This is a genomic window from Agromyces archimandritae (assembly GCF_018024495.1).
In the GTDB taxonomy this organism is placed as follows: Bacteria; Actinomycetota; Actinomycetes; order Actinomycetales; family Microbacteriaceae; genus Agromyces; species Agromyces archimandritae.
On sequence record NZ_CP071696.1, the window covers coordinates 1,888,865 to 1,915,461 of the forward strand.

At 72.6% G+C, this 26,597-nt stretch carries 25 protein-coding genes; 19 read left to right on the forward strand and 6 right to left on the reverse strand.

Annotated features, from left to right (window positions below):
• Positions 1-176: 176 nt before the first annotated feature.
• Positions 177-938: an SDR family NAD(P)-dependent oxidoreductase gene (locus G127AT_RS08560; RefSeq protein WP_210895990.1), complete on the reverse strand. Its 762-nt coding sequence runs from the start codon at positions 936-938 to the stop codon at positions 177-179.
• Between the two features lie 501 nt (positions 939-1,439).
• On the opposite strand from G127AT_RS08560, the gene G127AT_RS08565 reads away from it, so the two are divergent.
• On the forward strand, positions 1,440-2,678 hold the full coding sequence (locus G127AT_RS08565; RefSeq protein ID WP_244857498.1) for a substrate-binding domain-containing protein: 1,239 nt from the start codon (positions 1,440-1,442) through the stop codon (positions 2,676-2,678).
• A gap of 126 nt (positions 2,679-2,804) precedes the next feature.
• Here G127AT_RS08565 and G127AT_RS08570 read toward each other — a convergent pair whose 3' ends face one another.
• Positions 2,805-4,157 (reverse strand): MATE family efflux transporter, encoded by a 1,353-nt coding sequence (locus G127AT_RS08570; protein WP_210895992.1) that lies wholly within the window; start codon positions 4,155-4,157, stop codon positions 2,805-2,807.
• Positions 4,158-4,307: 150 nt separating this feature from the next.
• On the opposite strand from G127AT_RS08570, the gene G127AT_RS08575 reads away from it, so the two are divergent.
• The 7 genes from G127AT_RS08575 to G127AT_RS08605 all read left to right on the forward strand — a co-directional run bounded on the left by G127AT_RS08575 (position 4,308) and on the right by G127AT_RS08605 (position 11,905).
• Positions 4,308-6,302 (forward strand): M13 family metallopeptidase, encoded by a 1,995-nt coding sequence (locus G127AT_RS08575; RefSeq protein WP_210895994.1) that lies wholly within the window; start codon positions 4,308-4,310, stop codon positions 6,300-6,302.
• Positions 6,303-6,446: 144 nt separating this feature from the next.
• Positions 6,447-7,349 carry a serine hydrolase gene (locus G127AT_RS08580; RefSeq protein ID WP_244857499.1) on the forward strand — a complete coding sequence of 301 codons (903 nt, stop codon included), beginning with the start codon at positions 6,447-6,449 and terminating at the stop codon, positions 7,347-7,349.
• A gap of 208 nt (positions 7,350-7,557) precedes the next feature.
• Positions 7,558-8,820, forward strand: a complete 1,263-nt coding sequence (locus G127AT_RS08585) for an Nramp family divalent metal transporter (protein ID WP_244857500.1) — start codon at positions 7,558-7,560, stop codon at positions 8,818-8,820.
• 78 nt (positions 8,821-8,898) lie between these two features.
• The gene (locus G127AT_RS08590) at positions 8,899-10,005 is read left to right on the forward strand and encodes an alcohol dehydrogenase catalytic domain-containing protein (protein ID WP_210895998.1); all 1,107 of its coding nucleotides are present in this window, start codon (positions 8,899-8,901) and stop codon (positions 10,003-10,005) included.
• The gene (locus G127AT_RS08595) at positions 10,005-10,979 is read left to right on the forward strand and encodes a calcium/sodium antiporter (protein ID WP_210896001.1); all 975 of its coding nucleotides are present in this window, start codon (positions 10,005-10,007) and stop codon (positions 10,977-10,979) included. The genes G127AT_RS08590 and G127AT_RS08595 overlap by 1 nt, the downstream gene beginning before the upstream one ends.
• Before the next feature lie 147 nt (positions 10,980-11,126).
• Complete coding sequence (locus tag G127AT_RS08600) at positions 11,127-11,600, forward strand: hypothetical protein (RefSeq protein WP_210896003.1); 474 nt, start codon at positions 11,127-11,129, stop codon at positions 11,598-11,600.
• On the forward strand, positions 11,597-11,905 hold the full coding sequence (locus G127AT_RS08605) for a transcriptional regulator (RefSeq protein ID WP_210896005.1): 309 nt from the start codon (positions 11,597-11,599) through the stop codon (positions 11,903-11,905). The genes G127AT_RS08600 and G127AT_RS08605 overlap by 4 nt, the downstream gene beginning before the upstream one ends.
• Positions 11,906-11,984: 79 nt before the next feature.
• Here G127AT_RS08605 and G127AT_RS08610 read toward each other — a convergent pair whose 3' ends face one another.
• Positions 11,985-12,389 carry an NUDIX hydrolase gene (locus tag G127AT_RS08610; RefSeq protein WP_210896007.1) on the reverse strand — a complete coding sequence of 135 codons (405 nt, stop codon included), beginning with the start codon at positions 12,387-12,389 and terminating at the stop codon, positions 11,985-11,987.
• A gap of 170 nt (positions 12,390-12,559) precedes the next feature.
• Between G127AT_RS08610 and G127AT_RS08615 the strand changes: the two genes are divergently transcribed.
• Both G127AT_RS08615 and G127AT_RS08620 read left to right on the forward strand, forming a co-directional pair.
• Positions 12,560-13,420: a hypothetical protein gene (locus G127AT_RS08615; protein ID WP_210896009.1), complete on the forward strand. Its 861-nt coding sequence runs from the start codon at positions 12,560-12,562 to the stop codon at positions 13,418-13,420.
• Between the two features lie 126 nt (positions 13,421-13,546).
• Positions 13,547-14,932 (forward strand): glycine--tRNA ligase, encoded by a 1,386-nt coding sequence (locus G127AT_RS08620; protein WP_244857501.1) that lies wholly within the window; start codon positions 13,547-13,549, stop codon positions 14,930-14,932.
• A gap of 3 nt (positions 14,933-14,935) precedes the next feature.
• On the opposite strand, the gene G127AT_RS08625 is transcribed toward G127AT_RS08620, so the two are convergent.
• Complete coding sequence (locus G127AT_RS08625) at positions 14,936-15,718, reverse strand: hypothetical protein (RefSeq protein ID WP_210896013.1); 783 nt, start codon at positions 15,716-15,718, stop codon at positions 14,936-14,938.
• Positions 15,719-15,861: 143 nt separating this feature from the next.
• Here G127AT_RS08625 and G127AT_RS08630 point away from each other — a divergent pair, with 143 nt between their 5' ends.
• Positions 15,862-17,418 (forward strand): protoporphyrinogen/coproporphyrinogen oxidase, encoded by a 1,557-nt coding sequence (locus G127AT_RS08630; protein ID WP_210896015.1) that lies wholly within the window; start codon positions 15,862-15,864, stop codon positions 17,416-17,418.
• A 38-nt stretch (positions 17,419-17,456) separates the two neighbouring features.
• On the opposite strand, the gene G127AT_RS08635 is transcribed toward G127AT_RS08630, so the two are convergent.
• A complete protein-coding gene (locus G127AT_RS08635) occupies positions 17,457-18,806 on the reverse strand; it encodes a glutamyl-tRNA reductase (protein ID WP_210896017.1) in 1,350 nt (449 codons plus the stop codon).
• 540 nt (positions 18,807-19,346) lie between these two features.
• Between G127AT_RS08635 and hemE the strand changes: the two genes are divergently transcribed.
• Both hemE and hemG read left to right on the forward strand, forming a co-directional pair.
• Positions 19,347-20,489, forward strand: coding sequence for a uroporphyrinogen decarboxylase (hemE, locus tag G127AT_RS08640; RefSeq protein WP_210896019.1), 1,143 nt, complete (start codon positions 19,347-19,349; stop codon positions 20,487-20,489).
• The gene (gene hemG / locus G127AT_RS08645) at positions 20,486-21,931 is read left to right on the forward strand and encodes a protoporphyrinogen oxidase (RefSeq protein ID WP_210896021.1); all 1,446 of its coding nucleotides are present in this window, start codon (positions 20,486-20,488) and stop codon (positions 21,929-21,931) included. The genes hemE and hemG overlap by 4 nt, the downstream gene beginning before the upstream one ends.
• Before the next feature lie 52 nt (positions 21,932-21,983).
• Here hemG and G127AT_RS08650 read toward each other — a convergent pair whose 3' ends face one another.
• Positions 21,984-22,277 (reverse strand): hypothetical protein, encoded by a 294-nt coding sequence (locus G127AT_RS08650; protein ID WP_210896023.1) that lies wholly within the window; start codon positions 22,275-22,277, stop codon positions 21,984-21,986.
• A gap of 193 nt (positions 22,278-22,470) precedes the next feature.
• Here G127AT_RS08650 and G127AT_RS08655 point away from each other — a divergent pair, with 193 nt between their 5' ends.
• The 6 genes from G127AT_RS08655 (at position 22,471) to hemC (ending at position 26,584) form a co-directional block, all read left to right on the forward strand.
• Positions 22,471-22,938 (forward strand): hypothetical protein, encoded by a 468-nt coding sequence (locus G127AT_RS08655; RefSeq protein WP_210896025.1) that lies wholly within the window; start codon positions 22,471-22,473, stop codon positions 22,936-22,938.
• A 12-nt stretch (positions 22,939-22,950) separates the two neighbouring features.
• The gene (locus G127AT_RS08660) at positions 22,951-23,349 is read left to right on the forward strand and encodes a phage holin family protein (protein WP_210896027.1); all 399 of its coding nucleotides are present in this window, start codon (positions 22,951-22,953) and stop codon (positions 23,347-23,349) included.
• Positions 23,336-23,683, forward strand: a complete 348-nt coding sequence (locus tag G127AT_RS08665) for a DUF3618 domain-containing protein (protein ID WP_210896029.1) — start codon at positions 23,336-23,338, stop codon at positions 23,681-23,683. The genes G127AT_RS08660 and G127AT_RS08665 overlap by 14 nt, the downstream gene beginning before the upstream one ends.
• 113 nt (positions 23,684-23,796) lie before the next feature.
• Complete coding sequence (gene hemQ / locus G127AT_RS08670; RefSeq protein ID WP_210896031.1) at positions 23,797-24,543, forward strand: hydrogen peroxide-dependent heme synthase; 747 nt, start codon at positions 23,797-23,799, stop codon at positions 24,541-24,543.
• Positions 24,543-25,622, forward strand: coding sequence for a ferrochelatase (locus G127AT_RS08675; protein WP_210896033.1), 1,080 nt, complete (start codon positions 24,543-24,545; stop codon positions 25,620-25,622). Before hemQ ends, G127AT_RS08675 begins: the two co-directional genes overlap by 1 nt.
• Entirely contained in the window at positions 25,622-26,584 is a 963-nt protein-coding gene (hemC, locus tag G127AT_RS08680) for a hydroxymethylbilane synthase (RefSeq protein ID WP_210896035.1), read from the forward strand. Before G127AT_RS08675 ends, hemC begins: the two co-directional genes overlap by 1 nt.
• Positions 26,585-26,597 lie beyond the last annotated feature (13 nt).

The window sequence follows — 26,597 nt, forward strand, 5'->3', positions numbered from 1 at the left end:
TCCGGGGATCGCCACGGTTCCGGACGTGCGCACGCGCATCCATCCGATTCGGTGGTTTTCTCCGAATCTGCGGCGGGCCGCACGGCCCACTGGCGGGCGGCACGGCCACGGGCGGGCAGTGCGGCCCCAGCGGCGGGCGCGGGGCTGCAGCCCGCCGGGCGCGGCCCCGACTGCGCTCAGCGCCCCTTCTCGCCGACGCGCGCCGCGAGCGTCGGCGGCAGCACCCGCGTGAGCCCGACGAGCAGCTTGTATCGCAGCGACGGAACCGACACGGGCTTGCCGCGCGCCGCATCCCGCAGCCCCTCGGCGACGACCGTTCGTGCATCCAGCCACATCCACGCGGGGATCCCCTCCTGCCCCGGCGGCAGACCGAGCCGTTCGTGGAAGTTCGTGTGCGTGTATCCCGGGCACACCGCCGTGACGGTGACGCCGCGCGGGCCGTAGTACCCGTTCGCCCAGCGGCTGAAGCCGATGAGCCACCCCTTGCAGGCGCCGTACGTCGAGCGCGGGATGAAGCCGGCGACGGAGGCGACGTTCACGATGCGGCCGCGTCCGCGCGCGAGCATCGCCCCGAGCGCGGCGTGCATGAGCCGCATGGGGGCTTCGATGTGCACGCGCAGGTGGCGCACCTCGTCGTCGATGTCGTTGGCGGCGAAGTCGAGCGGCAGCCCGAAGCCGGCGTTGTTCACGAGCAGGTCGATCGGATGCTCGCGGTCGGCGACGCGGGCTTCGACGCGGGCGAGCTCATCGGGTTTCACGAGGTCGGCCGGCAGCACTTCGGTGCGGATGCCGTGGCGCGACCGCACCTCCTCGGCGACGGCGTCGAGGGCGTCGCGGTCGCGGCCGACGAGCACGAGGTCGGCGCCGGTGGCGGCGAGGTTGCGGGCGAACTCGACGCCGAGTCCGGAACTGGCACCGGTGATGAGGGCGGTTGGCATGCGCACAGCATAGGGGGCGGGCGCCTGGCGAGTGGATGCCGGTGGGCGCGGCCGGGGTGGGAGTGCCGGTTTCCTGTGGGAGTGCCGACTTCCCGGTACTCCGGCGGGAGGTCGGCACTTCTCGGGTGCCGGTGCCGGGCGCGGGGTCGGGCGGGCGCCTGGCGAGTGGATGCCGGTGGGCGCGGCCGGGGTAGGAGCGCCGGTTTCCTGTGGGAGTGCCGACTTCCCGGCACTCCGGCGGGAGGTCGGCACTTCTCGGGTGCCGGTGCCGGCCGCGGGGTCGGGTGCGCGGCGAGTGGATGCCGGTGGGCGCTGGCCGGCGGCCCTGGGGGTGGAGCCGCGTGGGTGGTCTGCCGGGGGCGGGTGACGCGATGCGTCGCCCGGCTGGGGGTGCCGCTTTTCGGGGGACGCGTGTCGCGGGGGCGCCGCGCGGACCCCGTGCGGACCTACAATCGGCGTGTCGGCGTCCGCCGGCGGCCGTCGTCCGAGGAGCGCCCGAGCATGTGCCCAGCGTCCGCGCCCCGCCACCCGACGCTCGCCGACGTCGCCGCCCGCGCCGGGGTATCCGCCTCCACCGCGTCGCTCGCGTTCAGCGGCTCGGGTCCGGTCAGCGATGCGACGAAGGAACGGGTGCTCGCCGCCGCCGAGGAGCTCGGCTACGCCGGGCCGGATCCGCGCGCCCGGTCGCTCCGCCGCGGCCGCAGCGGCATCGTCGGCGTCGTGCTCGAAGAACGCGTGCGCGACGCCTTCCTCGACCCGGTGAAGATCCGGATGCTCGACGGGATCGCCGAGGGCATCGCCCCGCTCGGCGCCGGTCTGCTGCTCCTGCCGGACACCGGCAACACCGCCGCCGGCAACACGGACACCGGCAACACCGCCGCCGGCAACACGGCCGCCGGCAACACGGCCGCCGGCGACACGGCCACCGGCAACACCGCCACCGGCAACACGGCCACCGGCAACACGGCCGCCGGCAACACCGCCGCCGGCGACACCGGAACGGCCAAGGCCGGCATCGCGGGCCTCGACGCCGCAGTCTCGGTCGAGGACGCCCCGGTCGACGCGGTCGTCCTCATCGGCTGCAGCCCCCGGCTCGGCGACACGGTCGCCGCTCTGGCCAGACGCGGCATCCCGACGGTCGCCGTCGAGGGGGCGGCGGGCGCCGGCATCCCCGAGATCTCGCTCGACAACCGCGACGCCACTCGCCGCGGCGCCGAGCATCTGCGGGGGCTCGGGCACGAACGGGTCGCGACGGTGACCCTGCCGATGGATGCCGCACGCACCCGCGGCCCGGTGACGCCCGAGACCGTGGCCGCCGCCACGGGCGACACGGCACGCGAACGTCTCCTCGGCGCCCGCGACGTGTATCCGGAGATCGGCGGCCGCATCGCCGCCGCCAGCTCGATCGAAGAGGGCATCCTGGCCGGCCGGGAACTCCTCGCCGACCCCGCCGAGCGCCCGACGGCGATCATCGCGCAGAGCGATCTGCTCGCCGCCGGCGTCATCATGGCGGCCGAGGAGCTCGGCCTGTCCGTTCCGGGCGAGCTCAGCGTCCTCGGATTCGACGGCATCCGCGTCGACGGTCTGCAGCACGATCTCACGACGCTCGTGCAGCCGAGCGTCGCCAAGGGGCGGGCGGCCGGCGAGTGCGTGGTGCGGATGCTCGGCGGCGAGGAGCCGGAGTCGGTGCGGTTCACGAGCGTGCTGCACATCGGCGACACGACGGCCCCCGCCCGGTAGGCGCGCGTCACGACCGGCTCGGCACGGGGCCCGACCACCCGGGCCGGTCACGACCGGCTCGGCTGGGCCCGACCACCCGGGCCGGTCACGACCGGCACGGAGCCGACCGCCCCGGCTCCCGCCCCTCTACCGCACCGCCCCCGTCACGATCCATCGCGAGCCGCGGGCGCGGAGGCCGAGTGTGACCGCGCGCGCCCCCAGGTACCCGAGTGCGAACGCGGCCATGAGCCATCCGAGGGCGGCGGCCCCGTCGGCGTCTCTCGCCGCCAACGCGACGGCGAGGGCGAGCGGCACGAAGACGGCGAGGTTCACGACCCCAGTCCAGGCGAGGTAGCGGGCGTCGCCGGCGCCGATGAGCACGCCGTCGAGCACGAACACGAGCCCGCCGAGCGGGGCGGAGATGCCGAGGACGACGAGTGCGGGCGGCAGCAGCCCGGCGACGTCGGCGGAGGAGGTGAACAGCGACGGCAGCACCCAGGCGAGGCCGGCGACGATCGCGCCGAGCACGACCCCGGCGCCCACGCCCCACAGCAGGCAGCGCCGCAGCACGAGCTGCACCCGTTCGACGTCGCCCGCGCCGAGCCATCGGCCGATCAGCGCCTGCGCGGCGATCGCGAGCGCGTCGAGGGCGAAACCGAGGGTCATGTACAGCGACATCGCGATCTGGAAGGCGGCGAGTTCGGCCGAGCCGAGCACGGTCGCCGACCAGGTCGCGAGCAGGAACGCGGCGCGCAGGCTCGCCGTGCGCAGGAACAGCCAGCCGCCCGAGTGGATGCCGCGGAGCACCCCCGCGTGATGCGGCATCCACGATGCGCCCGCCGCCGCCGCATGCCGCCCGATCACGACGAGGTAGACGGCGACCATGCCCCACTGGGCGACGACGGTGCCGATGGCCGAGCCGCCGATGCCGAGCCCGAGCACGTAGATGAAGAGGTAGTTGAGCAGGATGTTCGCGCCGAAGCCGCCGCCGGCGACGAAGAGCGGCGTGCGCGTGTCCTGCAGCCCGCGCAGGAGGCCGGTGGCGGCGAAGACGATGAGCATCGCCGGAAGCCCCGCCATCGAGATCGTCAGGTAGGTGCCCGCTTCGGCGGCGACGTCCGCGGCGGGGCCGAAGGCATCCACGAGCCACGGTGCGGCCGCCCACCCGGCCAGCCCGAGCACGACGCCGATGCCGAGGGCGAGCCAGAGCCCGTCGATGCCGGAGGAGATCGCGCCGCGACGGTCGCCGGCGCCGAGCAGCCGTGCGACCGCGGGGGTGGTCGAGTAGGCGAGGAACACCATGAGCCCGATGATGGTCTGCAGCACGGCGCTCGCGAGGCCGAGGCCGGCCAGTTGCGCGGTGCCGAGGTGGCCGACCATCGCGGTGTCGGCGAGGAGGAACAGGGGTTCGGCGACGAGCGCGCCGAACGCCGGCAGCGCCAGGCGCAGGATCTCGCGATCCACGCCGCGGCGCAGGGTCTGGTCGGCAGGGGTACTCATGGGCGGGATCAACGGTAGGTCATGCCGCCGACATGGGGCCGGGATCGCCGTGGACGTCGAGGCGGACGTCTGCGCGTTCACGGCGGACACGGAGGAGTCCGTCGCCGGATCCCTCACGCGATGTCGGCGGCGCGCCATAGGCTGGTGCCCATGACCAACGCCCCCCTCGCCTCCGGCATCGACCTCGACGAACTCGACCCGGCGGTCCGCCCGCAGGACGACCTGTTCCGGCATGTCAACGGCCGCTGGATCGCGCGCACCGAGATCCCGTCCGACAAGGCCCGCTACGGCTCCTTCATCATCCTGCACGAGGAGGCCGAGCAGGCCGTGCAGGACATCATCGTGGAGGCGCAGGGCGCCGAGCCGGGCACGGAGACGCGCAAGGTCGGCGACCTGTATGCGAGCTTCATGAACGTCGAGCGGATCGAGCTGCTCGGCAAGGCACCGCTGGCCGGTCAGCTCATCGAGGCCTCGCTGGCCGATTCGATCCCCGAGCTGCTCGCCGCCGTGGGCGGGCTCGAGCGGCAGGGCGTGCCGGGCTTCTTCGGCCTCTTCGTCGACAACGACCCGGGCGACCCGGAGCGCTACATCGTCCTCGTCGAGCAGGCCGGCATCGGGCTGCCGGATGAGAGCTACTACCGCGAGGAGCGCTTCGCGGAGATCCGTGCCGCGTACCAGGTGCACCTGGAGCGGATGCTCGGCCTCGCCGACCTCGACGACGCCGCGGTTCGCTCCGAGCGCGTCTTCGAGCTCGAGACGGCGATCGCGAACGTCCATTGGGACAATGTGGCCAGCCGTGACAGCACGAAGACGTACAACCTGCGTTCGTGGGCGGATGCCGCCGCGGCCTTCGCCGGCGACGACGCGGCCGGCCCCGAGCTCGCCGTGTGGCGTGATGCCCTCGGTGCCCCCGAGGGCGCGCTCGACGAGCTCGTGGTGCGCCAGCCCTCCTTCCTCGCGGGCCTCGGGCGGCTGCTCACCGAAGAGCGCCTGCAGGCGTGGAAGGACTGGCTGGCCTGGCAGGTCGTCCGCGCGAACGCGCCGTATCTCACCGAGGAGTTCGTGCAGGCGAACTTCGACTTCTACGGGCGCACGCTCACGGGCACGCCCGAGATCCGCGAACGGTGGAAGCGCGGGGTCTCCCTCGTCGAGGGCGCGATGGGCGAGGCCGTCGGCCGCGTGTACGTCGAACGGCACTTCCCGCCGCAGTCGAAGGATGCGATGGACGAGCTCGTCGGCAACCTCGTCGAGGCGTACCGTCAGTCGATCTCCGAGCTCGACTGGATGGGTGCCGAGACGCGGGCGAAGGCCCTCGACAAGCTTGCGAAGTTCACGCCGAAGATCGGCTACCCGGTGAAATGGCGCGACTATTCGGCGCTCGAGATCGACGCCGCGGACCTCGTCGGCAACGTGCGCCGCACGGCGGCGTTCGAGATGGATCGCGAGCTCGGCAAGATCGGCAAGCCGCTCGACCGCGACGAGTGGTTCATGACGCCGCAGACGATCAACGCGTACTACAACCCGGGGTTCAACGAGATCGTGTTCCCCGCGGCGATCCTGCAGTTCCCCTTCTTCACGCCCGATCGCGATCCGGCGGCGAACTACGGCGCGATCGGTGCCGTCATCGGGCATGAGATCGGGCACGGTTTCGATGACCAGGGTTCGAAGTACGACGGCGACGGCCGCCTCACCGACTGGTGGACGGAGGCCGACCGGGCCGCGTTCGAGGAGCGAACGGGTTCGCTCATCGCCCAGTACGACGCCCTCGTGCCCGAGCAGCTCGCGGCCGTGGCCGGCGGCGAGCACCATGTCAACGGCGCCCTCACGATCGGCGAGAACATCGGCGACCTCGGCGGACTCGCGATCGCCTGGAAGGCGTACCTGATCTCGCTGAACGGCGCCGAGCCGCCGGTCGTCGACGGGCTCACGGCGGCCCGCCGCTTCTTCCTGTCGTGGGCGCAGGCCTGGCAGCAGAAGGGCCGCGACGAAGAGATCATCAGGCTGCTGGCGATCGACCCGCACTCGCCGAACGAGTTCCGCTGCAACCAGATCGTGCGCAACATCGACGCGTTCTACGAGGCGTTCGGTGTGGCCGAGGGCGATGCGGCCTGGCTCGACGCGGAGGAGCGCGTCACGATCTGGTGACGTTGCGCCGGCCTGGCCCGGCCGGCGGCCGAGGCGGCTACGATGGCGGGAGTGCTCGGCGCCGGGGTGGATGCCACGGCGACGGGTGAGAACGCCGTCGGGGGCCGGCCGGAGAGCAGAATCAGAAGGACCGGATCCGAATTGGTGACGTCGCAGGAGTCTGAGCGCCGCGCGCGGCATGCCCTCCTGCGCCGCGGCCGACGTCAGGCCGACGATCCCTACGAGAACTTCGAGCGCGGGTTCCACGCTCTCGGCGAGCTCGCTCTCGCGGGCGTGCAGGTGTCGGCGCGTGCGACGGATCTGGCCAGCGGCCGCGTGCTGTTCTCGGTCGACGACCATGTGGTGATGCCGATGGCATCCATCGGCAAGGTGCTGCTGCTCGTCGAGGTCGCCGCGCGTCTCGTGGAGCCGTCGAGCGATGCGTTCGCGACGTTCGAGCGTGCGCCGCGGGATGCCGTGGGCGATTCGGGGGTCTGGCAGCATCTGCAGACGGCGTCGTTGCCGATGGCCGACCTCGCCGCGCTCGTCGGGGCGACGAGCGACAATCTGGCGACGAACGTGCTGATCCGCACGATCGGCCTCGAGGCGGTCCGCGCCCGCACCGAGGCGCTCGGCCTGACCCGCACCGCCTTGCTCGACCTGGTGCGAGACCATCGCGGGCCCGACGATGCCCCGCAGCTCTCGATCGGTTCGGCGAAGGAGCTGACCTGGCTGTTCGCGTCCCTCGCACGCGGCGAGATCGTCAGCCCGGAGGTGTCGCAGCGGGTCGTGGGCTGGCTGTCGCTGAACATGGATCTCTCGATGGTGGCGAGCGCGTTCGGGCTGGATCCGCTGGCCCACCGGCAACCCGATCACAGCGTGCTGCTGATGAACAAGACGGGCACCGACGGCGGGGTGCGCAGCGAGGTCGGGGTGCTCCGCGGCCCGAGGGCGAGCGTCTCGTATGCGGTGTCGATGTATTTCGCCGACACCTCGATGCCGGCGCGTCTGGCCGTGCTCGACGGGATGCGTCAGGTCGGCATCGACCTGCTCGAATACGTGCACTGACCGGCATCCGCCGCAGCACGGGCGAGCCGGCTGCCGAACGCCGCCGACGGCATCCATCCCGCTTTCAGGGGGCGCTCGGCGAAGTCCCGGGATGCGGTGAAGCCTCGCGTTCGGGGTAGGGTATCTGAGTTCCCCGCACGCATTCGAGGTTTCCTCATGCCTGCGTGCGCTGGGAGATCCACCCCGAAACAACCCGACAGGAGTACGCGTGACGACGACGTCGACAGCGGTCGAAACCCCGAAATGGAAGATCATCGGGCCGGGCCTCGTAGTAGCGGCCACCGGCGTCGGCTCGGCCGACATGGTGGCCACCCTCGTCGCCGGCTCGAACTACGGATACGCCCTGTTGTGGGCCGTCGTGCTCGGCGTCATCCTGAAGATCGTGCTCGTCGAAGGCGCCGGACGGTACACCGTCGCCACCGGCAAGACGATCTTCGAGGGCTGGCGCTCGCTCGGCCGCTGGCCGGTCTGGTACTTCGCCCCCTACATCGTGATCTGGGGCTTCGTCTACGCCGCCTCGGCGATGAGCTCGACGGCACTGCCGCTCGTCGCGCTCTTCGGCGGGGAAACCTGGATGTGGGCCGTCGGCACGGGCCTCGTCGCCTTCGTGCTCATCTGGTTCGGCCGCTACAAGATCTTCGAGAAGATCACCGCCCTGCTCGTGGGCCTCATGTTCGTCACGATCGTCGTGCTGGCCGTCATCGCCGCACCGAACGTGTGGAACGTCTTCACCGGCCTCGTGCCGCTCATCCCCGAGGGGGCGAACGGCATGTTCTACACGCTCGCCCTCGCGGGCGGCGTCGGCGGCACCATCACCCTCGCCGCGTACGGCTACTGGCTGCGCGAGAAGGGCTGGGACAAGCCGCAGTTCATGCGCGTCATGCGCATCGACAACACCGTCGCCTACATCGTCACCGGCGTTTTCGTCATCTCGATGCTCATCGTCGGCGTCGAGGTCGTGCAGGCGGCCGGCGTCGCGCTCTCCTCGGGCGACCAGGGTCTCCTCGACCTCGACCGCGTGCTGCGCGAGCGCTACGGCGACTTCGTCGGCGTCTGGTTCCTCGTCGGCTTCTGGGCTGCCGGCTTCTCGTCGGTGCTCGGCGTGTGGAACGGCGTCTCGCTCATGTTCGCCGACTTCATGGGCAACATCACCGGCAAGGGCAGCGACCACCCCGACTCGAAGGGCCACGGCAAGTGGTTCAAGGTCTACGTGCTCTGGCTGACCTTCCCGCCGATGCTCATGCTCTTCCTCGACCAGCCGATCTTCCTGGTTCTGCTGTACGGGTTCCTCGGGGCGCTGTTCATGCCGTTCCTGGCGATCACGCTGCTGCCGATCCTGAACACGGACCGGGTGCCGAAGGAGTTCCGCAACCGCTGGCACACGAACACGGCGCTCGTGATCACGGCGGTGCTGTTCATCGTGCTCGGCATCTACCAGGCGTGGAACGCGATCTCGAAGCTGTTCATGTAACGAACGGCCGAGGGTGGCGGGCGGATCGGGTCACCGGTCCGCCCGCCGTCGTCCGTGCGTACGGTAGGTTCGGGTGCCATGCTGATCCGTGGTGCCGTCCTGGAAGAGATCGGCCGTGAGCGCCCGTTCGGGCAGTCGCGTCCGATCACCGTCACCGAGCTCGAGCTCGACCCCCCGGGGCCCGGTGAGCTGCTCGTGCGCATCGAGGCGGCCGGCGTGTGCCATTCGGACCTCTCGGTCGTCGACGGGCATCGTGTGCGCCCGGTTCCGATGCTGCTCGGCCATGAGGCCGCCGGGATCGTCGAGGCGGTCGGCGAGGGCGTGGACGATATCGCGGTCGGGGCGCGGGTGGTGATGGCGTTCCTGCCGCGCTGCGGGGAGTGCGCCGGGTGCCGCACCGACGGCCGTCTGCCGTGCGAGCCGGGCACGCGCGCCAACAACGAGGGTGTGCTGATGTCGGGTGCGACCCGCCTGCATCGCGGCGGCGAACCCGTGCACCACCATCTCGGGGTGTCGGGTTTCGCCACGCATGCGGTCGTCGACCGGCGCTCGGCGGTCGAGGTGGGTCTCGACGTGCCGCCGGATGTCGCGGCGGTGCTCGGCTGCGCGGTGCTCACGGGCGGCGGGGCGGTGCTGAACGCGGGCCGGGCCGACCCGGACGACGACATCGCGATCGTCGGCCTCGGCGGGGTCGGGATGGCGGCCCTGATCACGGCGGTCGCGCGCCGGGACGGCGGCCGGGTGATCGGTGTGGATGCCGTGCCGGCCAAACTCGAGGCGGCCCGCGAGGCGGGGGCGGATGCCGTGTACACGCCCGATGAGGCCGTCGCGGCCGGCATCCGCACCCCCGTCGTGGTCGAGGCCGCGGGGCATCCGCGCGCCTTCGAGACGGCCTTCGCGCTCACCGCGCCCGGCGGCCGCACGGTCACCGTCGGACTGCCGGGGCCCGACGCCCGCTCGTCGATCTCGCCGCTGACGGTGACCGCCGAGGCCCGCACCGTCATCGGCAGTTACCTCGGCTCGGCGGTGCCGGCCCGCGACATCCCGGTGTACGCGGAGCTGTGGCGCGAGGGCCGTCTGCCGGTGGAGCGGCTCATCTCGGCCCATATCGGCCTCGACGAAGTGAACGAGGCGATGGATGCCCTCGCCGACGGGTCCGCGCTGCGCCAGATCATCGTGTTCTGATGCCCGCGGCCCTCGCGTTCGTCATCGGTCTGGTCGGCGTGATCGTGGGCGCCGAGTTCGTCGCGCGCGGCGGGGCCCGGTTCGCGGCGGGCCTCGGCATCCCGCCGCTGATCATCGGGGCGACGATCGTGGCGATCGGCACGAGCTTTCCCGAGCTGGCGATCGGCATCGAGGCGGCGCTCGCCGGCCACGCCGATCTCGCGGTGGCGAACATCGCGGGCACGAACACGCTGAACATCCTGTTGATCCTGGGGCTCGTGGCGGTGATGCGGCCGCTGCAACTCGGCCCGCACACCATCCGGCTCGACCTCGGCTCGATCGTCATCGCCTCGCTGCTGCTCGTCGTGCTGTGCCTCGACGGGGAGCTCAGCGTGTTCGACTCGTTCGTGCTGGTGGCGGCCGGCCTCGTCTATCTGGTCGTGCTCGTGCGTGCTGCGCGGCGGGAGCGGTCCGCGGTCATCGCGGAGGCCGCGGGGGAGTACCCGGAGCCCAAGCGCGACGGCAAGGTCGGCCCGATCCTGATCTCGGCGCTCGTGCTCGTGGCGGGTCTGGCGATCATCCTCCTCGGCGCCGACCTGCTCGTCGACGGCGCGGTCGGCATCGCGAGCGCGCTCGGCGTCTCGGAGGCGATCATCGGCCTCACGATCGTCGCGATCGGCACGTCGGCGCCCGAGCTGGCGACGGCGATCGTGTCGACGCTGCGCGGCCATCGCGATATCGCCGTCGGCAACCTCATCGGGTCTTCGGTGTTCAACATCGTCTTCATCCTGGGCATCACGGGGCTGGCGACGCCGGGGTCGTTCGAGATCCCGCCCGAGATCGTGTGGATCGACCTGCCGGTGATGCTGGCGGCGGCGCTCGTGTGCGTGCCGATCTTCCTGACGGGCCGGAACATCGTGCGCCGCTGGGAGGGGGCGCTGATGATGGCCCTGTACCTCGGCTATCTCACGACGATCGTGGTGCTGCGCACCTGAGGGGCGCGGTGGATGCCGGGGCGCGCCGCGGCATCCGCACCCGGGAATGCCGGTACTCGATGCTTGACTTTCCTCGCGGGCAAGTCGTAGTCTTTCCTCAACGGAAAGTTACATCTTTCCTCAAGGGAAAACACCGAAGGGGGCACCATGGAAATGACACCGGACGAAGCGCGACGCGCGCTCGCCGACACCGAAGCCGCACAACGCACCGTCGCCGTCGAGGTCGGCGCGCCGGCCGCCTACTGGTGGGGGCTCGGCATCGCCTGGGTCGCACTCGGCGCCATCGCCGACCTCGGCAACGCCTGGCTCACCGTCATCCTCACGTTCGCGATCGGCCTCGCCCATGCGATCGTCGGCGGCCGGCTCATGGGAGGCCGTCACCGCAGCGGCCGCGTGCAGCCGAGCGCCGCCACCGCCGGCCGCGACACCGGCCTCGTGGTCTGGATCTTCCTCGTCGTCCTCGTGCTCGTCACGGTCGGCCTGGCCCTGCTCCTGAACGCCGACGGAGCCGGCCACCCCGCGCTGTTCGCGAGCCTCGCGCCCGCGACGCTCCTCGTCGCCGGCGGTCCCCGCATCGCCATGTGGGCCTCGCAGCGCGCCGCCCGGAGGGCCGCCGCATGAGCCCCGCCGACATCGCCGGCGGGGCATCCACCCCGGACGAGGTGCTCCAGCCGGGCACGCGCCTCTCGGTCCTCGCCCTGCTCGCCGCCGCCGACTGGGCCGAGTTCGCGTTCATCCGCGATCGCCTCGGGCTCTCGGACTCGGCCCTCTCGAAGCAGCTGACCGCCCTCGAGACCGCCGGCTACGTCGTCACCGAACGCCGCAGCGTCGACAGCCGCCGGCGCATGCGCGCCCGCCTCACCGAAACCGGCCGCACCGCCCTGCAGGACTACGTCGACTCCCTCCGCGCGATCATCGCCGGGTAACCGGACGGGTGGATGCCGTGCCGGCCGGGCCGGGCGGCATCCCCCCGGGGCGCATCCCGCCGCGCCCTCCGATCGGGCTTCAGTCGATGAGGTCGGCGGCGACGAGCCGGCGCAGCACGTCGACGCCGGCGGGCGGGCAGCGGCCGGCGTCGACGGAGCTCGCCCAGTGCAGCGCCTCGACCTCGGCGGCCGGCGCGGGTTCGTCGTCGGTGGATGCCCGGAACACCGCCATCCGCACGATCCGCCCCTCGGGCTCGCCGTGAGCCTGCACGGCGACGTCGAAGAGGAACTCGAGGGCATCGGGGTCGAGCTCGAGCGAGACCTCCTCGCGGGCTTCGCGTGCGGCGGCTTCGGCAGGCGTCTCGCCGGGGTCGATCTTGCCGCCCGGCATGAAGTAGACGTCGCGGCCGCGCGCGGTGACCATGAGCACGCGCCGGTCGCGCACGAGCGCGATGGCGGCGGTGTGGATGTCGGGGAGCGTCACCGTCCGAGCCTACGCCCGGCATCCCGACCCTGACGCTCCGCCGCCGGCGGCCCGGCTGAAGAGCCTCGGCTTTCGCCTGGCCCGCGAACGGGGGATACCCCGGGTCATACGGATCGCATAGCTTTCAATCGCGCCATCCGCGCATCCCCGACCCGAAAGGCCCTTTCCCCGTGCCACTGACCCTGCCAGGGCGCCGTTTCGGGGCCCTCGCGGCGGCCGCGACCATCGCCCTGTTCGCGTTCTCCGCCGCACCCGCTTCCGCCGAGGAGCCGTCTATCGTCGAGACGTTCTCCGAGCCGGGCGACCCGAACGATACGGTCGACCCGCCCGTCGACGAGGATGAGTACGATATGGGCGACCCGAACGACACGCCCGATTTCCCGCCGGCTCCCGGCGGAGAGCCGGGCGACACCGATTACGACGTCGAGGAGAACGGCGACCCGGTCGAACCGGGCGAGGAGGAGCCGGTCGAACAGATCCCCGTGTTCCCGCCGCCGGTCATCGAGGTGGGCGTCACCGAGTTCGTCGAGGGCGGATGGGGAGACGGCATTCCCGTCCGCGGCAGCGGGTTCAACCCGGCGATCCCGGATGTGGCCGTGCAGATCTCGGCCGGCCAGGGAACGGTCGGCCTGTACTGGTTCCCGGTGGAGCCGGACGGCACGATCGATGTCGTCGTGCATCCTGTCGACCCGCTGTACGCGTTCCCGGGCATGCCGCGGATCGAACTCAGGGCTTGGCAGCCCTATCCCGACTGGAGCACCGTCTATTCGGACGCCGTCGAGCTGACGATTCTGCCTGCCGGGCTGACCAACCCCGATACCGGATCGACGTCGTCGCCGACACCGGCCGCACCCGCGGCACCGACCGCACCGGCTGAAACGCCGAAGGCGCCGGCTGCTGCCGTTGCGAAGACCGCATCCGGCCTCCCCGAGACGGGCATCGACACCGGCATCGGCGGTGTCGCGTTCGCGCTGCTCGTCTCCGGCGCGTTCGTGCTGCTGGCTGCCCGCCGGCGGGCGTCCGCCAGCTGATGCGCGGGCCCGCGCGCGGCGCGGGGCCGACGTAGGATGGGTGGATGCCGTGCCGGCCCGCGCCGGGCGGCATCCATCCGGGGCGCGCCCCGGCATCCACCCGCCAGCTGCACCATTGGAGCCACCGTGGCCGCACCCAGCCGTCTCGACGCCGTCATCGCCCTCGCCCAGCACCGGGGCTTCGTCTTCCAGGCCGGCGAGATCTACGGCGGATCCCGCTCCGCGTGGGACTACGGCCCCCTGGGCGTCGAGCTCAAGGAGAACATCAAGCGGCAGTGGTGGAAGTACATGGTCACCCGCCGCGACGACGTCGTCGGTCTCGACTCGAGCGTCATCCTGCCGAAGCAGGTGTGGGTCGCCTCGGGCCACGTCGGCGTCTTCACCGACCCGCTCGTCGAGTGCCTGCACTGCCACAAGCGCTTCCGCGAAGACCACATGATCGAGGCCTTCGAGGAGAAGAAGGGCCGCGCGCCCGAGAACGGCATGGCCGACATCGTCTGCCCGAACTGCGGCACCCGCGGTCAGTGGACCCCGCCGCGCGACTTCAACATGATGTTGCAGACCTACCTCGGCCCGGTCCAGGACGAGTCCGGCCTGCACTACCTGCGCCCCGAGACCGCGCAGGGCATCTTCACGAACTTCGCGAACGTGCTGCAGGCGGCGCGGATGAAGCCGCCGTTCGGCATCGGTCAGATCGGCAAGTCGTTCCGCAACGAGATCACGCCGGGCAACTTCATCTTCCGCACGCGCGAGTTCGAGCAGATGGAGCTCGAGTTCTTCGTGGAGCCCGGCACGGACGACGAATGGTTCCAGTACTGGGTCGACTACCGCTGGAACTGGTACACCGGCCTTGGCGTCGACCCCGAGAACCTCCGGCTCTACGAGCACCCGGAGGAGAAGCTCTCGCACTACTCGAAGCGCACCATCGACATCGAGTACCGCTTCGGCTTCACCGGCGGCGAATGGGGCGAGCTTGAGGGCGTCGCCAACCGCACCGACTTCGACCTGAAGACCCACTCGGAGCACTCCGGCAAGGAGCTGTCGTACTTCGACCAGGCCAAGAACGAACGCTGGATCCCCTATGTCATCGAGCCGGCGGCCGGTCTGACCCGCTCGCTCATGGCGTTCCTGGTGGATGCCTACCACGTCGAGCAGGTGCCGAACGCGAAGGGCGGCGTCGACGAGCGCACCGTGCTGAAGCTCGATCCGCGCCTGTCGCCGGTGAAGGCGGCCGTGCTGCCCCTCAGCCGCAACGAGAAGCTCTCCCCGATGGCGCGCGAGCTCGCCGCCAAACTCCGCGGCAACTGGAACGTGGACTTCGACGACGCCGGCGCGATCGGCCGCCGCTACCGCCGCCAGGACGAGATCGGTACGCCGTACTGCATCACGGTCGACTTCGATTCGCTCGACGACCAGGCCGTGACGGTGCGCGACCGCGACACCATGCAGCAGGAGCGCGTCCCGCTCGCCGAGATCGAGGGCTACCTGGCCCAGCGCCTCCTCGGCGCGTAAGCGCTACTCGGCGGCCGGGGCTGCCGCCGCGAAGGCGCGGCGTTCGGCGAGGGTGGGGCGCTGCCCCTTGATGATCGGGATCGGCGCCGTGATCGGTGCGACCTGCAGCGCCTCCTCCCAGGCGAGACCGCCGGCGACGAGGTGTGCGCGCTGCTTCGCCTTGAAGGCGCGCACGACCTGGAAGAACGCCTCCCCGCGCAGCGGTATCGCGCTCGCACGCGCGTGCGAGGCGAGCAGCACCGGCAGTTCCAGGCTCGCGCCGGCGTGCCGCACGCGCAGCAGCATCACCGGCACCGAACGGTCGCCGATCGCCATGGTGTCGCTGCGGATGGTGCGCACCTCGTCCCACGGAACGAGCAGCAGGCGCTTGGGCTTGCGCCCGCCGGCCCAGAAGCCGACGCCCTCGGCTTCGGCACGCAGCACGAAGCGGATGCCGATGCGCACGCCGAGCGCCTTCGCGTCCCCGCCGTAGAGCTCCGACACGGCCGCGAGCAGCGAACGGGTGCGACGCGCTCCCGCCGTCACGCCGCCGCCGGCCCGTTCCAGCGTCCGGAACGCGGCGGCGCTGCGGCCGAGGCGGCCGAGGCGGATGAAGAACACGAGCGGCACGAGCACGACGACGAGGGCGATGATCGCCGGGCCGGCGTACGGCGAGCCGCCCGGATCGGGCAGCCGGACGAGCACGCGCGCGATCGCATCGGGGAACAGGGCGATGGCGGCGATCACGGCGAGGCCTGCCGCCACGAAGAAGGTTTTCAGGGCACGGTCGCGGACGGTTCGGGACACGTCGACTCCAACGTCGGGGAGCGCGGCTGGGGCGGCCGCGCGGTCGCGCCGGGCAACGCGACGATCGCGAGTGTACTCCGCGCGGGCCTGTGCGAACACCCCGAAGGGTGCGAGATCCCGTCGACAACAGGGAGAATCGAGGGATGGACGTCGAACGCCCCGAAATCGAGCCGCGACGGCTCTCCGCCGACGTCGTCGTGATCGGCGGCGGCGTCGCCGGGCTCGTCGCGGCGCGCGAGTGCGCGAAGGTCGGCCTGTCGACGGTGATCGTCGAACGGCACCAGGGCGTCGGCGGATGCATGCGCCGCGTCGAGGTCGCCGAGCTCGCCGTCGACGGCGGAGCGACCTCGTTCCGGGCCGGCGTCGCCGGGCTCGCCGAACTCCTCGAAGAGCTCGGGCTCGACGACGATGCGGTGCGGCCGGCCGACGGCCGCGCGTGGATCGGCGGGGGCGACGCCCCGGTGCGGATGCCGGCCGACACCCTCTTCGGTGTGCCGGCGAATCCGCTCGCCGAAGACGTCCGCGAGGTCATCGGCGGCCGCGGCACGGTGCGCGCCTGGAGCGACCGCGTCCGCCCGATCCTCCGCATCGGCCCCGCCCGCAACTTCGGCGACCTGGTGCGCTCCCGCATGGGCGACGCCGTGCTCGACCGGCTCGTCGCCCCGGTCATCCGCGGCGCCTACCGCACCGACCCCGACCGTATCGACCTCGACGCCCTCGTCCCGGGCCTGAACCAGACGATGACGCGCACCGGTTCCCTCTCGGGCGGGGTCGCGCAGTACCTCCACGAGGGCCGCGAGCCCGAGCGCGCGAGCCTCCGCGGCGGCATGTCGCGCCTCGTCGACGCCCTCGTCGCCGACCTCGCGCGGCTGGGTGCGCGCCTGTTCCTCGAGCATCCCGTCGCGAGCCTCGAACGCGCGGTGGATGCCGGAGGCTCGCCGAGATGGCTGGTGCGCGCCGACTTCGAAGGCGCCATCGAGGTGCCCGGGCAGGGCGAAGTCGAGCCCGAACCGGCGACGGGGCCGACGGCATCCGCACCCCTCGAAGCTCCCGCCGACCCGCGCCTCGGTCCGCTCGAGGTCGAGGCGCGCTACGCGATCGTCGCCGCCGACGCCCGCACCGCGGTGCCGCTGCTCGAGCACGCCGACGAAGCCTGGCAGGCGCTGGCCGCCGAAACGTTCGAGACCGACGCCGTCGAGACGGTCGTGCTCGTCTGCGATGCGCCGGCACTGGATGCGGAACCGAAGGGCGTCGTCTTCGCCGCGCACGGTTCGCCCGTGCGGGCCTCGCTGCTCGTCGACGAGTCGGTGCGATGGGCGTGGCTCGGCGAGCAGGCCGGCCCCGGCATCCACGTGCTGCGCCTCTCCTACGACGTCGCCGCACAGCCCGATCTCGCCGAGCTCGACGACGATGCGTTGCTCGAACTCGCGTTCGGCGACGCCGAGGCGATGCTCGGGGCATCCATCGACCGGGCGAAGCTGCTCGGCTGGAGCCGCACCGCCGTCGGCGACAGTGCGAGCGAGCTGCTCCTCGGCGTCCGCGAACGCAACGAGCGGCTGCGGAGCATGTTCGAACTCGATCCGACGCTCGCCGTCACGGGTTCGTGGCTGGCCGGAACGGGCCTCGCCCGGGTCGTGCCCGACGCGCAGGCGGCCGCACATCGCATCCGCCGCGACGCCTTCCGGGTCGCGCCGGCCTGAGGCGGTCGCCGAACGGCCGGGCGAGCGAAGCGCCGGTCTCAGGCGCTCGCCGCGGGCCGCTCCTCGTCGTCCGCCTCGGAGGCGGCGGCATCCGCCGGCCGGTCGCCTGCGGCATCCGCCCGCACCCCGAAGAGCGCTTCGAGGCCCTCGACCCAGGCGCGGGCCTCGCCGCGGCGCACGTACTCGCGCGAACGGGCCATCGGAGTGTGCAGCAGCACGCCGGCCATGTGGCGCAGCGCCGCCTCGGCGGTGCCGTCGTCGCCGCGCGAACGGGCGCGGTCGATCTCGGCGTCGAGGATGTCGAAGACGTGGGAGCGCAAGGCGACGAGGGCCGGCGCGAGGTCGAGCTCCTCGGCGACCTCGCCGAAGGTGCGGGCGGCACGATGCACGATCTGGCGCGCGGCGTCGGCCTGGTCGAAGTCGCCGAGCGGCGCGTGCACCTTGATGGTCTCCAGGTCCAGCAGTTCGACGCCGGGCAGGTCGGCGACGGCCGGATCGATGTTCCGCGGCAGGCCGAGGTCGAGCAGCAGCCGGCGGTCGGCGACCCCTTCGCCGACCGCGTGCAGACCCGAGTGGATGCCGGCCGCGCGCCCGGTCTCGAGGAGCGCGGCATCCACCACGAAACGGTCGACCGTCGAGCAGGCGACGATGAGCTCGGCGGCGGCGGCCTCGGCGGCATAGTCGCCGCGGGCGACGGCCGGCAGTTCGTGCGAGGCGGCGAACTTCGCGCCGCGGCCGGAGGGGGAGTACACGCGAACGTCGGTGACCCCGCGTTCGCGGAGGGCGGCGAGGGAGGCGCCCGCGAAGCGGCCGGTGCCGACGAGGAGGACGCGGACGGCGGCCCAGTCGTCGATGCGGCTCTCGGCGAGGTCGAGGGCGAGGCGCACGAGCGAACGCCCTTCGCCGCCGAGCGCGGTCTCGTTCTTCACGCGGCGGGAGGTCTGCGAGGCGCGCTGGAAGAGGCGTTCGAGTTCGGGGCTCGTGGTGCCCTCGGCGCGGGCGGCTTCGAGCGATCGACGCACCTGCCCGGCGATCTCGCCCTCGCCGACGACGACGGATTCGAGGCCGGCGGCGACCGAGAAGAGGTGCTCGGCGACGGCGTTGCCGTGCTGGAAGCCGAAGGTGGCCCGCAGCTCGTCGGGGGTGAGGCCGGCGGCGTCTCCGACGACGCCGATCGCGGCGTGCACGGCGGGGACGGGGGAGGCGCCCTCGGGCGCGGGCAGGTCGAGGTAGGCCTCGAAACGGTTGCACGTGGCGACGACGACGGCCCCGTCGAAGGCGGGGTGGCGGTCGAGGATGCCGCGCGCGGCACCGCCGGAAGCGGCCTGCAGCTTCTCGAGCATGTCGAATCCGGCGTTCTGGTGGCTCGCGGTCAAGCAGATGAGCACCGGATGATTCTACCGGCCGTCGAAGGCGAGTCTGCGAAGACGCCCAGAGCGCCTCCACCCACGTCGGTCGAGTAGGCGCGGAGCGCCCCCTCCGTCGGTCGAGTAGGCGCGGAGCGCCGTATCGAGACCAGGCCCCGGGGTTTCGATACGGCGCCAACGGCGCCTACTCAACCGGCGACGCCGCCCACGTCGGTCGAGTAGGCGCGCAGCACCCCGTCGGTCGAGTAGGCGCGGAGCGCCGTATCGAGACCAGGCCCCGGGGTTTCGATACGGCGCCAACGGCGCCTACTCAACCGGCGACGCCGCCCACGTCGGTCGAGTAGGCGCGCAGCGCCCCCTCCGTCGGTCGAGTAGGCGCGCAGCGCCGTATCGAGACCATGCCGGGGTTTCGATACGGCGCCAACGGCGCCTACTCAACCGGCGACGCCGCCCACGTCGGTCGAGTAGGCGCGCAGCGCCGTATCGAGACCAGGCCGGGTTTCGATACGGCGCCAACGGCGCCTACTCAACCGGCGACTCCGCCAGGCATCGCACAGCGGCATGCGCGAGAATATCCCCGTGCGCCTCCCCACCGATCATCCGCTCGCCTCAGGCTCCACCGACCGCTCGCGTCTCATCCGCGCCTACCGCGGCGAGCGGGCCGACACCCTGCCCGTGTGGTTCATGCGGCAGGCGGGCCGTTCGCTGCCCGAGTACCGGGAGCTGCGCGTCGGCACGCGGATGCTGGACGCCTGCCTCGATCCGGCGCTCGCGAGCGAGATCACGATGCAGCCGGTGCGGCGGCACAAGGTGGATGCGGGCATCTTCTTCAGCGACATCGTCGTTCCCTTGAAGCTCCTCGGCGTCCCGGTCGAGATCCAGCCGGGCCGTGGGCCCGTGTTCGAGCGCGCGTACGGCGACTCCGTCGGCGTCGCCCGCCTCACCGAGCTCGACCCCGCCCGGCTCGACGAGGCCGCAGAACCCATCCGCGAGGCGGTGCGCCGCACGGTCGCCGAGCTCGCCGGCATCCCGAACGGCGAGGCGTCCGCGACCCCCCTGATCGGCTTCGCAGGCGCTCCGTTCACCCTCGCCGCCTACCTCGCCGAGGGCGGCCCCTCCAAGGACCACCTCGCCGCCCGCACCCTCATGCACACCGATTCGGGGGCATGGTCGGCGCTCATGGAGTGGACGGCCGAGGTCACCGGTCGGTTCCTGCGCACGCAGGTGCTCGCCGGCGCCTCGGCGGCGCAGCTGTTCGACTCGTGGGCCGGGGCGCTCTCGCTCGCCGACTACGAGCGTTTCGTGGCCCCCGCCTCGGCGCGGGCCCTCGCGCACGTCCGCGACCTCGAGTACGAGTCGGCCGACGGCATCCGCCGCGTGCCCGTCGTGCACTTCGGCGTCGGCACGGGCGAGCTGCTGCGCGAGATGCACGAGGTGGGTGCGGATGCCGTGGGCGTCGACTACCGGATCCCGCTCGACGTCGCCGCCGCCCGCATCGGCGAGGCGGTGCCGCTGCAGGGCAACCTCGACCCCGCCTATCTCGGGGCGCCGTGGTGGGCCCTCGAGCAGGCCGCGCGCGAGGTCGTCGAGGCCGGGCGGGCCGCGCCGGCGCACGTCTTCAACCTGGGGCACGGGGTGCCGCCGGCGACGGATGCGTCGGTGCTGACCCGCCTCGTCCGTCTCGTGCACGAACTCGGCGCATGAGCCGAGCGTCCCTTCCGGCATCCGTCGACCTCGTCGTGGCCGGCGGGGGCGTCGCGGGCCTGGTCGCCGCGGTGGATGCCGCACACGCCGGCGCCTCCGTGGCGCTGCTGGAGGCTTCCGACCGCTTCGGCGGATGCGTCGGCCGGGTGCGCCTGGGCGGCTTGACCCTCGATTCGGGGGCCGAATCGTTCGCGCTGCGCGGCGACGTCGTGCAGCCGTACCTCGAGGAGCTCGGCCTCGGGGCGGAGATCGTCGACCCGCGACCGGGCGGATCCTCGCTCGCGTTCCGCGACGCCGACGGCGCCCTGGGTGTGCGGCGGATGCCGAAGACCGGCCTCCTCGGCATCCCCGCCGATCCGCTCGCCGGCGACGTCGTCGCCCTCATCGGGGCTGAGGCCGCCGAGCGTGCGGCCGCCCTCGACGCCCGCCCGCTCGAGCTGCCCGAGGAGCCGACGGCGCTCGGCGCCCTCGTCCGGGGCCGGATGGGCGATGAGGTGCTCACCCGGCTCGTCGCGCCGATCTCCTCGGGCGTCTACTCGACCGACCCCGACGTGCTCGACGTGGATGCCGTGGCGCCCGGTCTGCCCGCCGCCGTCCGCGAGGCGGGCGCGCTCGGCCCCGCCGTCGGGCGGCTGCTCGCCGCACGGCGTGCCGGCTCGGCCGTGCGCGGCCTCCGCGGCGGCATGCACACCCTCGTCGACGCGCTCGTCGCCGAAGCGCGCCGCCTCGGCGTCGTCCTCGTGCCGGGCACGGCCGTCACGCGGCTCGACCGCGCCGGAACCGGCATCCGCGCGTCCGCCGGCAGCGCCGGCACCGTCTCCGCGCGCGCCGTCGTCCTCGCCGCGCCCGCCGCGGCATCCCGCGCCCTGCTCGCCGGTCTCGCCGAGCCTGCGGCATCCACCCCCTTCACCGAACCGTGGCCGGAGCCGGCCTCGGTCGAACTCGCGATCCTCGCCGTCGACGCCCCCGCCCTCGACGCGGCACCGCGCGGCACGGGCCTCCTCGTCTCCCGCGACGCCCCCGGCGTCACCGCGAAGGCCCTCACCCATGTCAGCGCGAAGTGGCCGTGGCTCGCCGAAGCGCTGCCCGCCGGCCGCCACATCGTGCGCCTCTCCTACGGCCGCGCCGGCGAAGCGAACCCGGCGGCGGACCTCGACGACGACGCGTTCACCGCGCTCGCCCTCGCCGACGCATCCGCCCTCCTCGGCGTCCGCCTCGACACCGCGGTGGATGCCGCGCGCGTCCGCTGGCGCGACGCGCTCTCCCACGCCGCGCTCGGCCAGCGCGACCGCGTCGACCGCCTGGAGCTCGCGCTCGCCGCGATGCCCGCCGCAGTGCCCGCCATCGGGGCGACGGGCTCATGGCTGGCCGGAACCGGCCTGGCCTCCGTCATCCCGCACGCCCGCGCGGCGGCCGCCCGCGCGCTCGCCGCGCTCGGCTGAGGCGCCGCCGCGGCAGCCGCCCGCGCCCCGGTGCCTCCGCGCCCCGCGCCCGTCAGCGTCGGGCGCGGTACACGCCCGCGAGCACCGCGGCCGCGACGATGCAGAGCGCGCCCTGCCAGAGTCCGGTGGGCCGCGCGGTGAGCAGCACGCCGAACAGCATGAGCGACACGCCCGCGACGAGCAGCACCGTGACGGCGGCCCAGAGGGCGGCGGTCAGCACGGCGGCGATCTCGCGGAGCGAGCGCGTCGCGGCATCCACCGCAGCCGGCCGCCCTGCCGCCCCCGGGGCGGACCGCCCCTCGGCATCCGCACCCGTCATCGTGTCGCTCGTCCGCTCGTCCGGCATCCTCGCCCTCCCGTCGCCTGCCGCGACGTTACCGTCACGCGCCCGGCCGCGCCAGTCCCCGCCCGGCCCGCCGCGCGGCGCCCGCCGGCCGGCGCCGATCCATAGCCGCAACGGCATATTCCCCGCACGCCCCGTTTGCACGAGCGCATGCGAGGTCTACGCTGGGAGGACGCCAACATGGAGAGGGGTGGACATGAAGGGCAAGCTCCTCTTCGTCGTGGGGCTCGGCATCGGCTACGTGCTCGGCACGCGCGCCGGGCGGCAGCGATACGAGCAGATCGCGTCCGCGGCGAAGAACGTCTGGAACACGCCCGCGGTGCAGCAGGGCGTCGAAACCGTCAAGGATTTCGCGCTCGAACGCGTCGGCGACGTGAGCGATTCGGTGCTCGACGGCGTCAAGCGCTTCGTCCGCAGCACCGCCGACTCCCAGCGCGACGCGAAGGCCGACGTCGGCAAGGCCGCCAAGGCCGCCAAACGTGCGGTCGACGATGCGGCCGACGAGCTCGAAGATGCGATCGACGCCGCCGCCGCATCGGCCGAGGCCGCCGCCGGCAAGGTGTCCTCGGCGGCGAAACAGGCGAAGCAGCGCTCGTCGTCCTCGAAGACGTCGTCGACGCGGGCGAAACCGGCCGGGCAGCGCGGCACGCGCAAGAACGACTGATCGGGGGCGCGGATGCCGTCAGACGAAGAACGTTCGCTCTTCACCCTCATCGGGGAGCTGCCGACGCGGGTCTCCGAACTCGTGCGCGCCGAGATCGCCCAGATCAAGGCCGAGATCAGCTACAAGGCCAAGCATTTCGGCATCGGCGCCGGGCTCATCGTCGCCGCCGCGTTCGTGGGCATCTTCCTGCTCGGCACGCTCATCGCCACGGCGATCCTCGCGCTCGCGCTCGTCATGCCCGCCTGGGCGGCGGCGCTGACCGTGAGCGGCGTGCTGCTGCTGCTCATCGCGATCCTCGTGTGGATCGCGGTCGTGAACTTCAAACGCGGCTCCGAACCGCTCGACACGATCGAATCGCTCAGGCAGGACATCGACGCCGCGAAGGGGGTGGGCGACTATGACCGCCGCTGATCCGGGTGCGTGGGGGCAGGAGCGGGCCGCGGCATCCGCTGCCGCCCCGCATCTCTCCAAGCGCGACGCGGCGACCCGCGAGCGCAACCTGAACCGCGCCCAGGCCCGCGCGAACGCCGAACTGGCCCGCGAGGCCTTCGCCGAGACCCTGAACGAGCTCGAAGACAAACTGAACGTGCCCAAGCAGGTGGGCATCAAGACCGAGCGGTTCCGGGCGAAGGCGCGCGCCTTCGCAGATGAGCATCCGACGGCCGTCGTCGTGATCGGTGCGGCCGCAGCGGCCGTCGTCGGCTTCGGGGTGTGGATGCTGGTGCGCCGCGCCGCCGACGACTGACGCTCCGGCGCACCCGCCCGGCGCGCGCCGCATCCGGCACGCCGCCGCTTCGGACTCGCTGAGAGCGGCCGCGACGTTTTGGCCGATCACGGGCACTGAGCGATCATGGAACCATGACTCCCCCTCCTGCCGAATCGGCAGAGAACGTTTCTGCACGCCCCGAAACCGACGCCGCGGCTGCGCCCTCCGGCGACGGGTTCACCCTCTTCGCGGTCTTCCGCCGCGACCCCGCCCGGCCCGACGACTTCGACGGCCGCGACGTCCCCAAGATCGTCGAGGAGCTCGACGGCACCGTCGCGATCATCGAGAACGAGCAGGTCGTCGTGCGCGGCTTCTACGACGTGTCGGGCCTGCGCGCCGACGCCGACCTCATGGTCTGGCTGCACGGCCCCGACGCGCAGGGGCTGCAGTGGGCGCTTCGCGAGCTGCGCCGCACACGGCTGTTCCGGGCGCTGCTGCCGACGTGGAACGCGATGGGCGTGCACCGCGATGCCGAGTTCAACAAGGCCCACGTGCCCGGCTTCCTCCGCGGCGTCGAGCCGAAGGGGTGGCTCACGATCTACCCCTTCGTGCGCAGCTACGACTGGTACCTGCTCGACCCGGCCGAACGCAGCCGCATGCTCGCCGACCACGGCCGCAAGGGCGCGGCGTTCCGCGGGGTCGTCGCCAACACGGTCGCCGCGTTCTCGCTCGGCGACTACGAGTGGCTGCTGCCGATGGAGGCCGACCGGCTCACCGATCTCGTCGACATGATGCGCGAGCTCCGGGCGACGGATGCCCGCATGCACGTGCGCGAGGAGGTCCCGTTCTACACGGGCCGACGCATCCAGACCGCCGAAATCGTGGAGGTATTGCAGTAATGGCCGGGTACGACGCGATTCTGCTGTCGAGCTTCGGAGGCCCCGAGGGTCAGGACGACGTCATCCCGTTCCTGCGGAACGTGACCGCCGGAAAGGGCATCCCCGACGAGCGCCTCGAAGAGGTCGCCCACCACTACCGCCACCACGGCGGGGTCAGCCCCATCAACGAGCAGAACCGGCAGCTGAAGGCCGCCCTCGAGGCCGAGCTGGCCGCGCGCGGCATCGAGCTGCCCGTCTACTGGGGCAACCGCAACTGGGCCCCGTACTTCCCCGATGCGATCCGCCAGGCGCACGCCGCCGGCGACCGGCGCCTGCTCGGCCTCGTCACGAGCGCGTACACCTCGTACTCCGGCGTCGGCCAGTACCGCGAGGACTTCGAGAAGGCGCTTGCGACCACGGGCCTCGGCGGAGAGGTCGCGATCGACCGCATCCGCGAGTACTTCGACCACCCCGGTTTCATCGTGCCCCTCGTCGAGGGGGTGGATGCCGCACGCGCCGAACTGCGCGCCGAGGGCATCGAGACCGGCGAGATCCACACGATGTTCGTCACGCACTCGATCCCGAACGCGGCCGCGCAGGCCTCGGGCCCCGAGTACGGAGAGGGCGGCGCGTACGTCGCACAGCACCTCGCGGTCGCCCAGGCGATCGTCGAGCAGGCCGCGGCCGACTCGCCGTGGTCCCTCGTCTACCAGTCGCGTTCGGGCGACCCGCGCACCCCGTGGCTCGAGCCCGACATCAACGATGCGATCGCCGAGCTCGCCGCCGGCGCGCGCACGAAGGCCATCGTGATCGTGCCGATCGGCTTCGTCAGCGACCACATGGAGGTCGTCTGGGATCTCGACAACGAGGCCGTCGCCACGGCCGGAGAGCACGGCCTCGCCGTGCGCCGTGTGGCGACCCCGGGCATCCACCCCGCCTTCGTCGCGGGCCTCGTCGACCTCGTCGAAGAACGCCTGAACGAGGTGCCCGACGCCGAGCGCGCGCACCTGACGGCCCTCGGCCCGTGGCCCGACCACGAGCGCGTGGGCGCGAGCGACGCCGAGATCGACGCCGCCGGGCAGGCCGGGTCGGCGGCCTGATGGCGGTCATCCGGGTCGGCACGCGGGGCAGCGCCCTCGCGCTCGCGCAGACCCGTCAGATCGCCGAGCGGCTCGGCAAGGCCGCAGGCGCCGACATCGAGGTGGTGCCGGTCACCACGCACGGCGACACCTCCCGCGCCTCGCTCTCGCAGATCGGCGGCACGGGCGTGTTCGCGACGGCGCTGCGCGAGTCGCTGCTCGCCGGCGACTGCGACGTCGTCGTGCACTCCCTGAAGGACCTGCCGACCGGCGACGCCGAGGGCCTGCGGATCGGGGCGATCCCGAAGCGGGCCGACGCGCGGGATGCCGTGTGCACCCTCGGCGGACGCACCCTCGCCGAGCTGCCGGAGGGCGCCCGCGTCGGCACCGGGTCGCCGCGCCGCATCGCCCAGCTCGGGGCGCTGCGCCCCGACATCCGTGCGATCGACATCCGCGGCAACGTGGACTCGCGTCTGGCCCGCCTCTCCGCCGAGGACGAGTCGGAACGGCTCGACGCCGTCATCCTCTCGGCCGCAGGCCTCGGCCGCCTCGGGCGTGCGGATGCCGCGAGCGAACTGCTGCCCCTCGAAGACTGGCCGACGGCCGCCGGGCAGGGCGCGCTCGCCCTCGAGGTGCGCGACGAACGCGGCAGCCGGGAGCTCGAACGCGGTCTCGCCGCCGTCGAGCACGCCACGACCCGCGCCTTCACGATCGCCGAACGGGGGGTGCTCGCCGGGCTCGAGGCCGGCTGCGCGGCCCCCGTGGGGGCGACGGCGTTCCTCGCCGACGAACTTCTGTTCCTCACGGCGAGCGTGTACAGTGCCGACGGGACGACGGCGTTGACGAGCTCGCACGCCGCGACCCCGGAAAGCCGCGCGGCCGCCGACCTGGCGGATGCGGCTCGCGATGTCGCCTCGCGCGTCGTCGCGGAACTGCTCGGCAACGGCGCCGCCGACCTCGCACCTCTGGAGGAGTCGCCGTGAGTGAATCCGAACC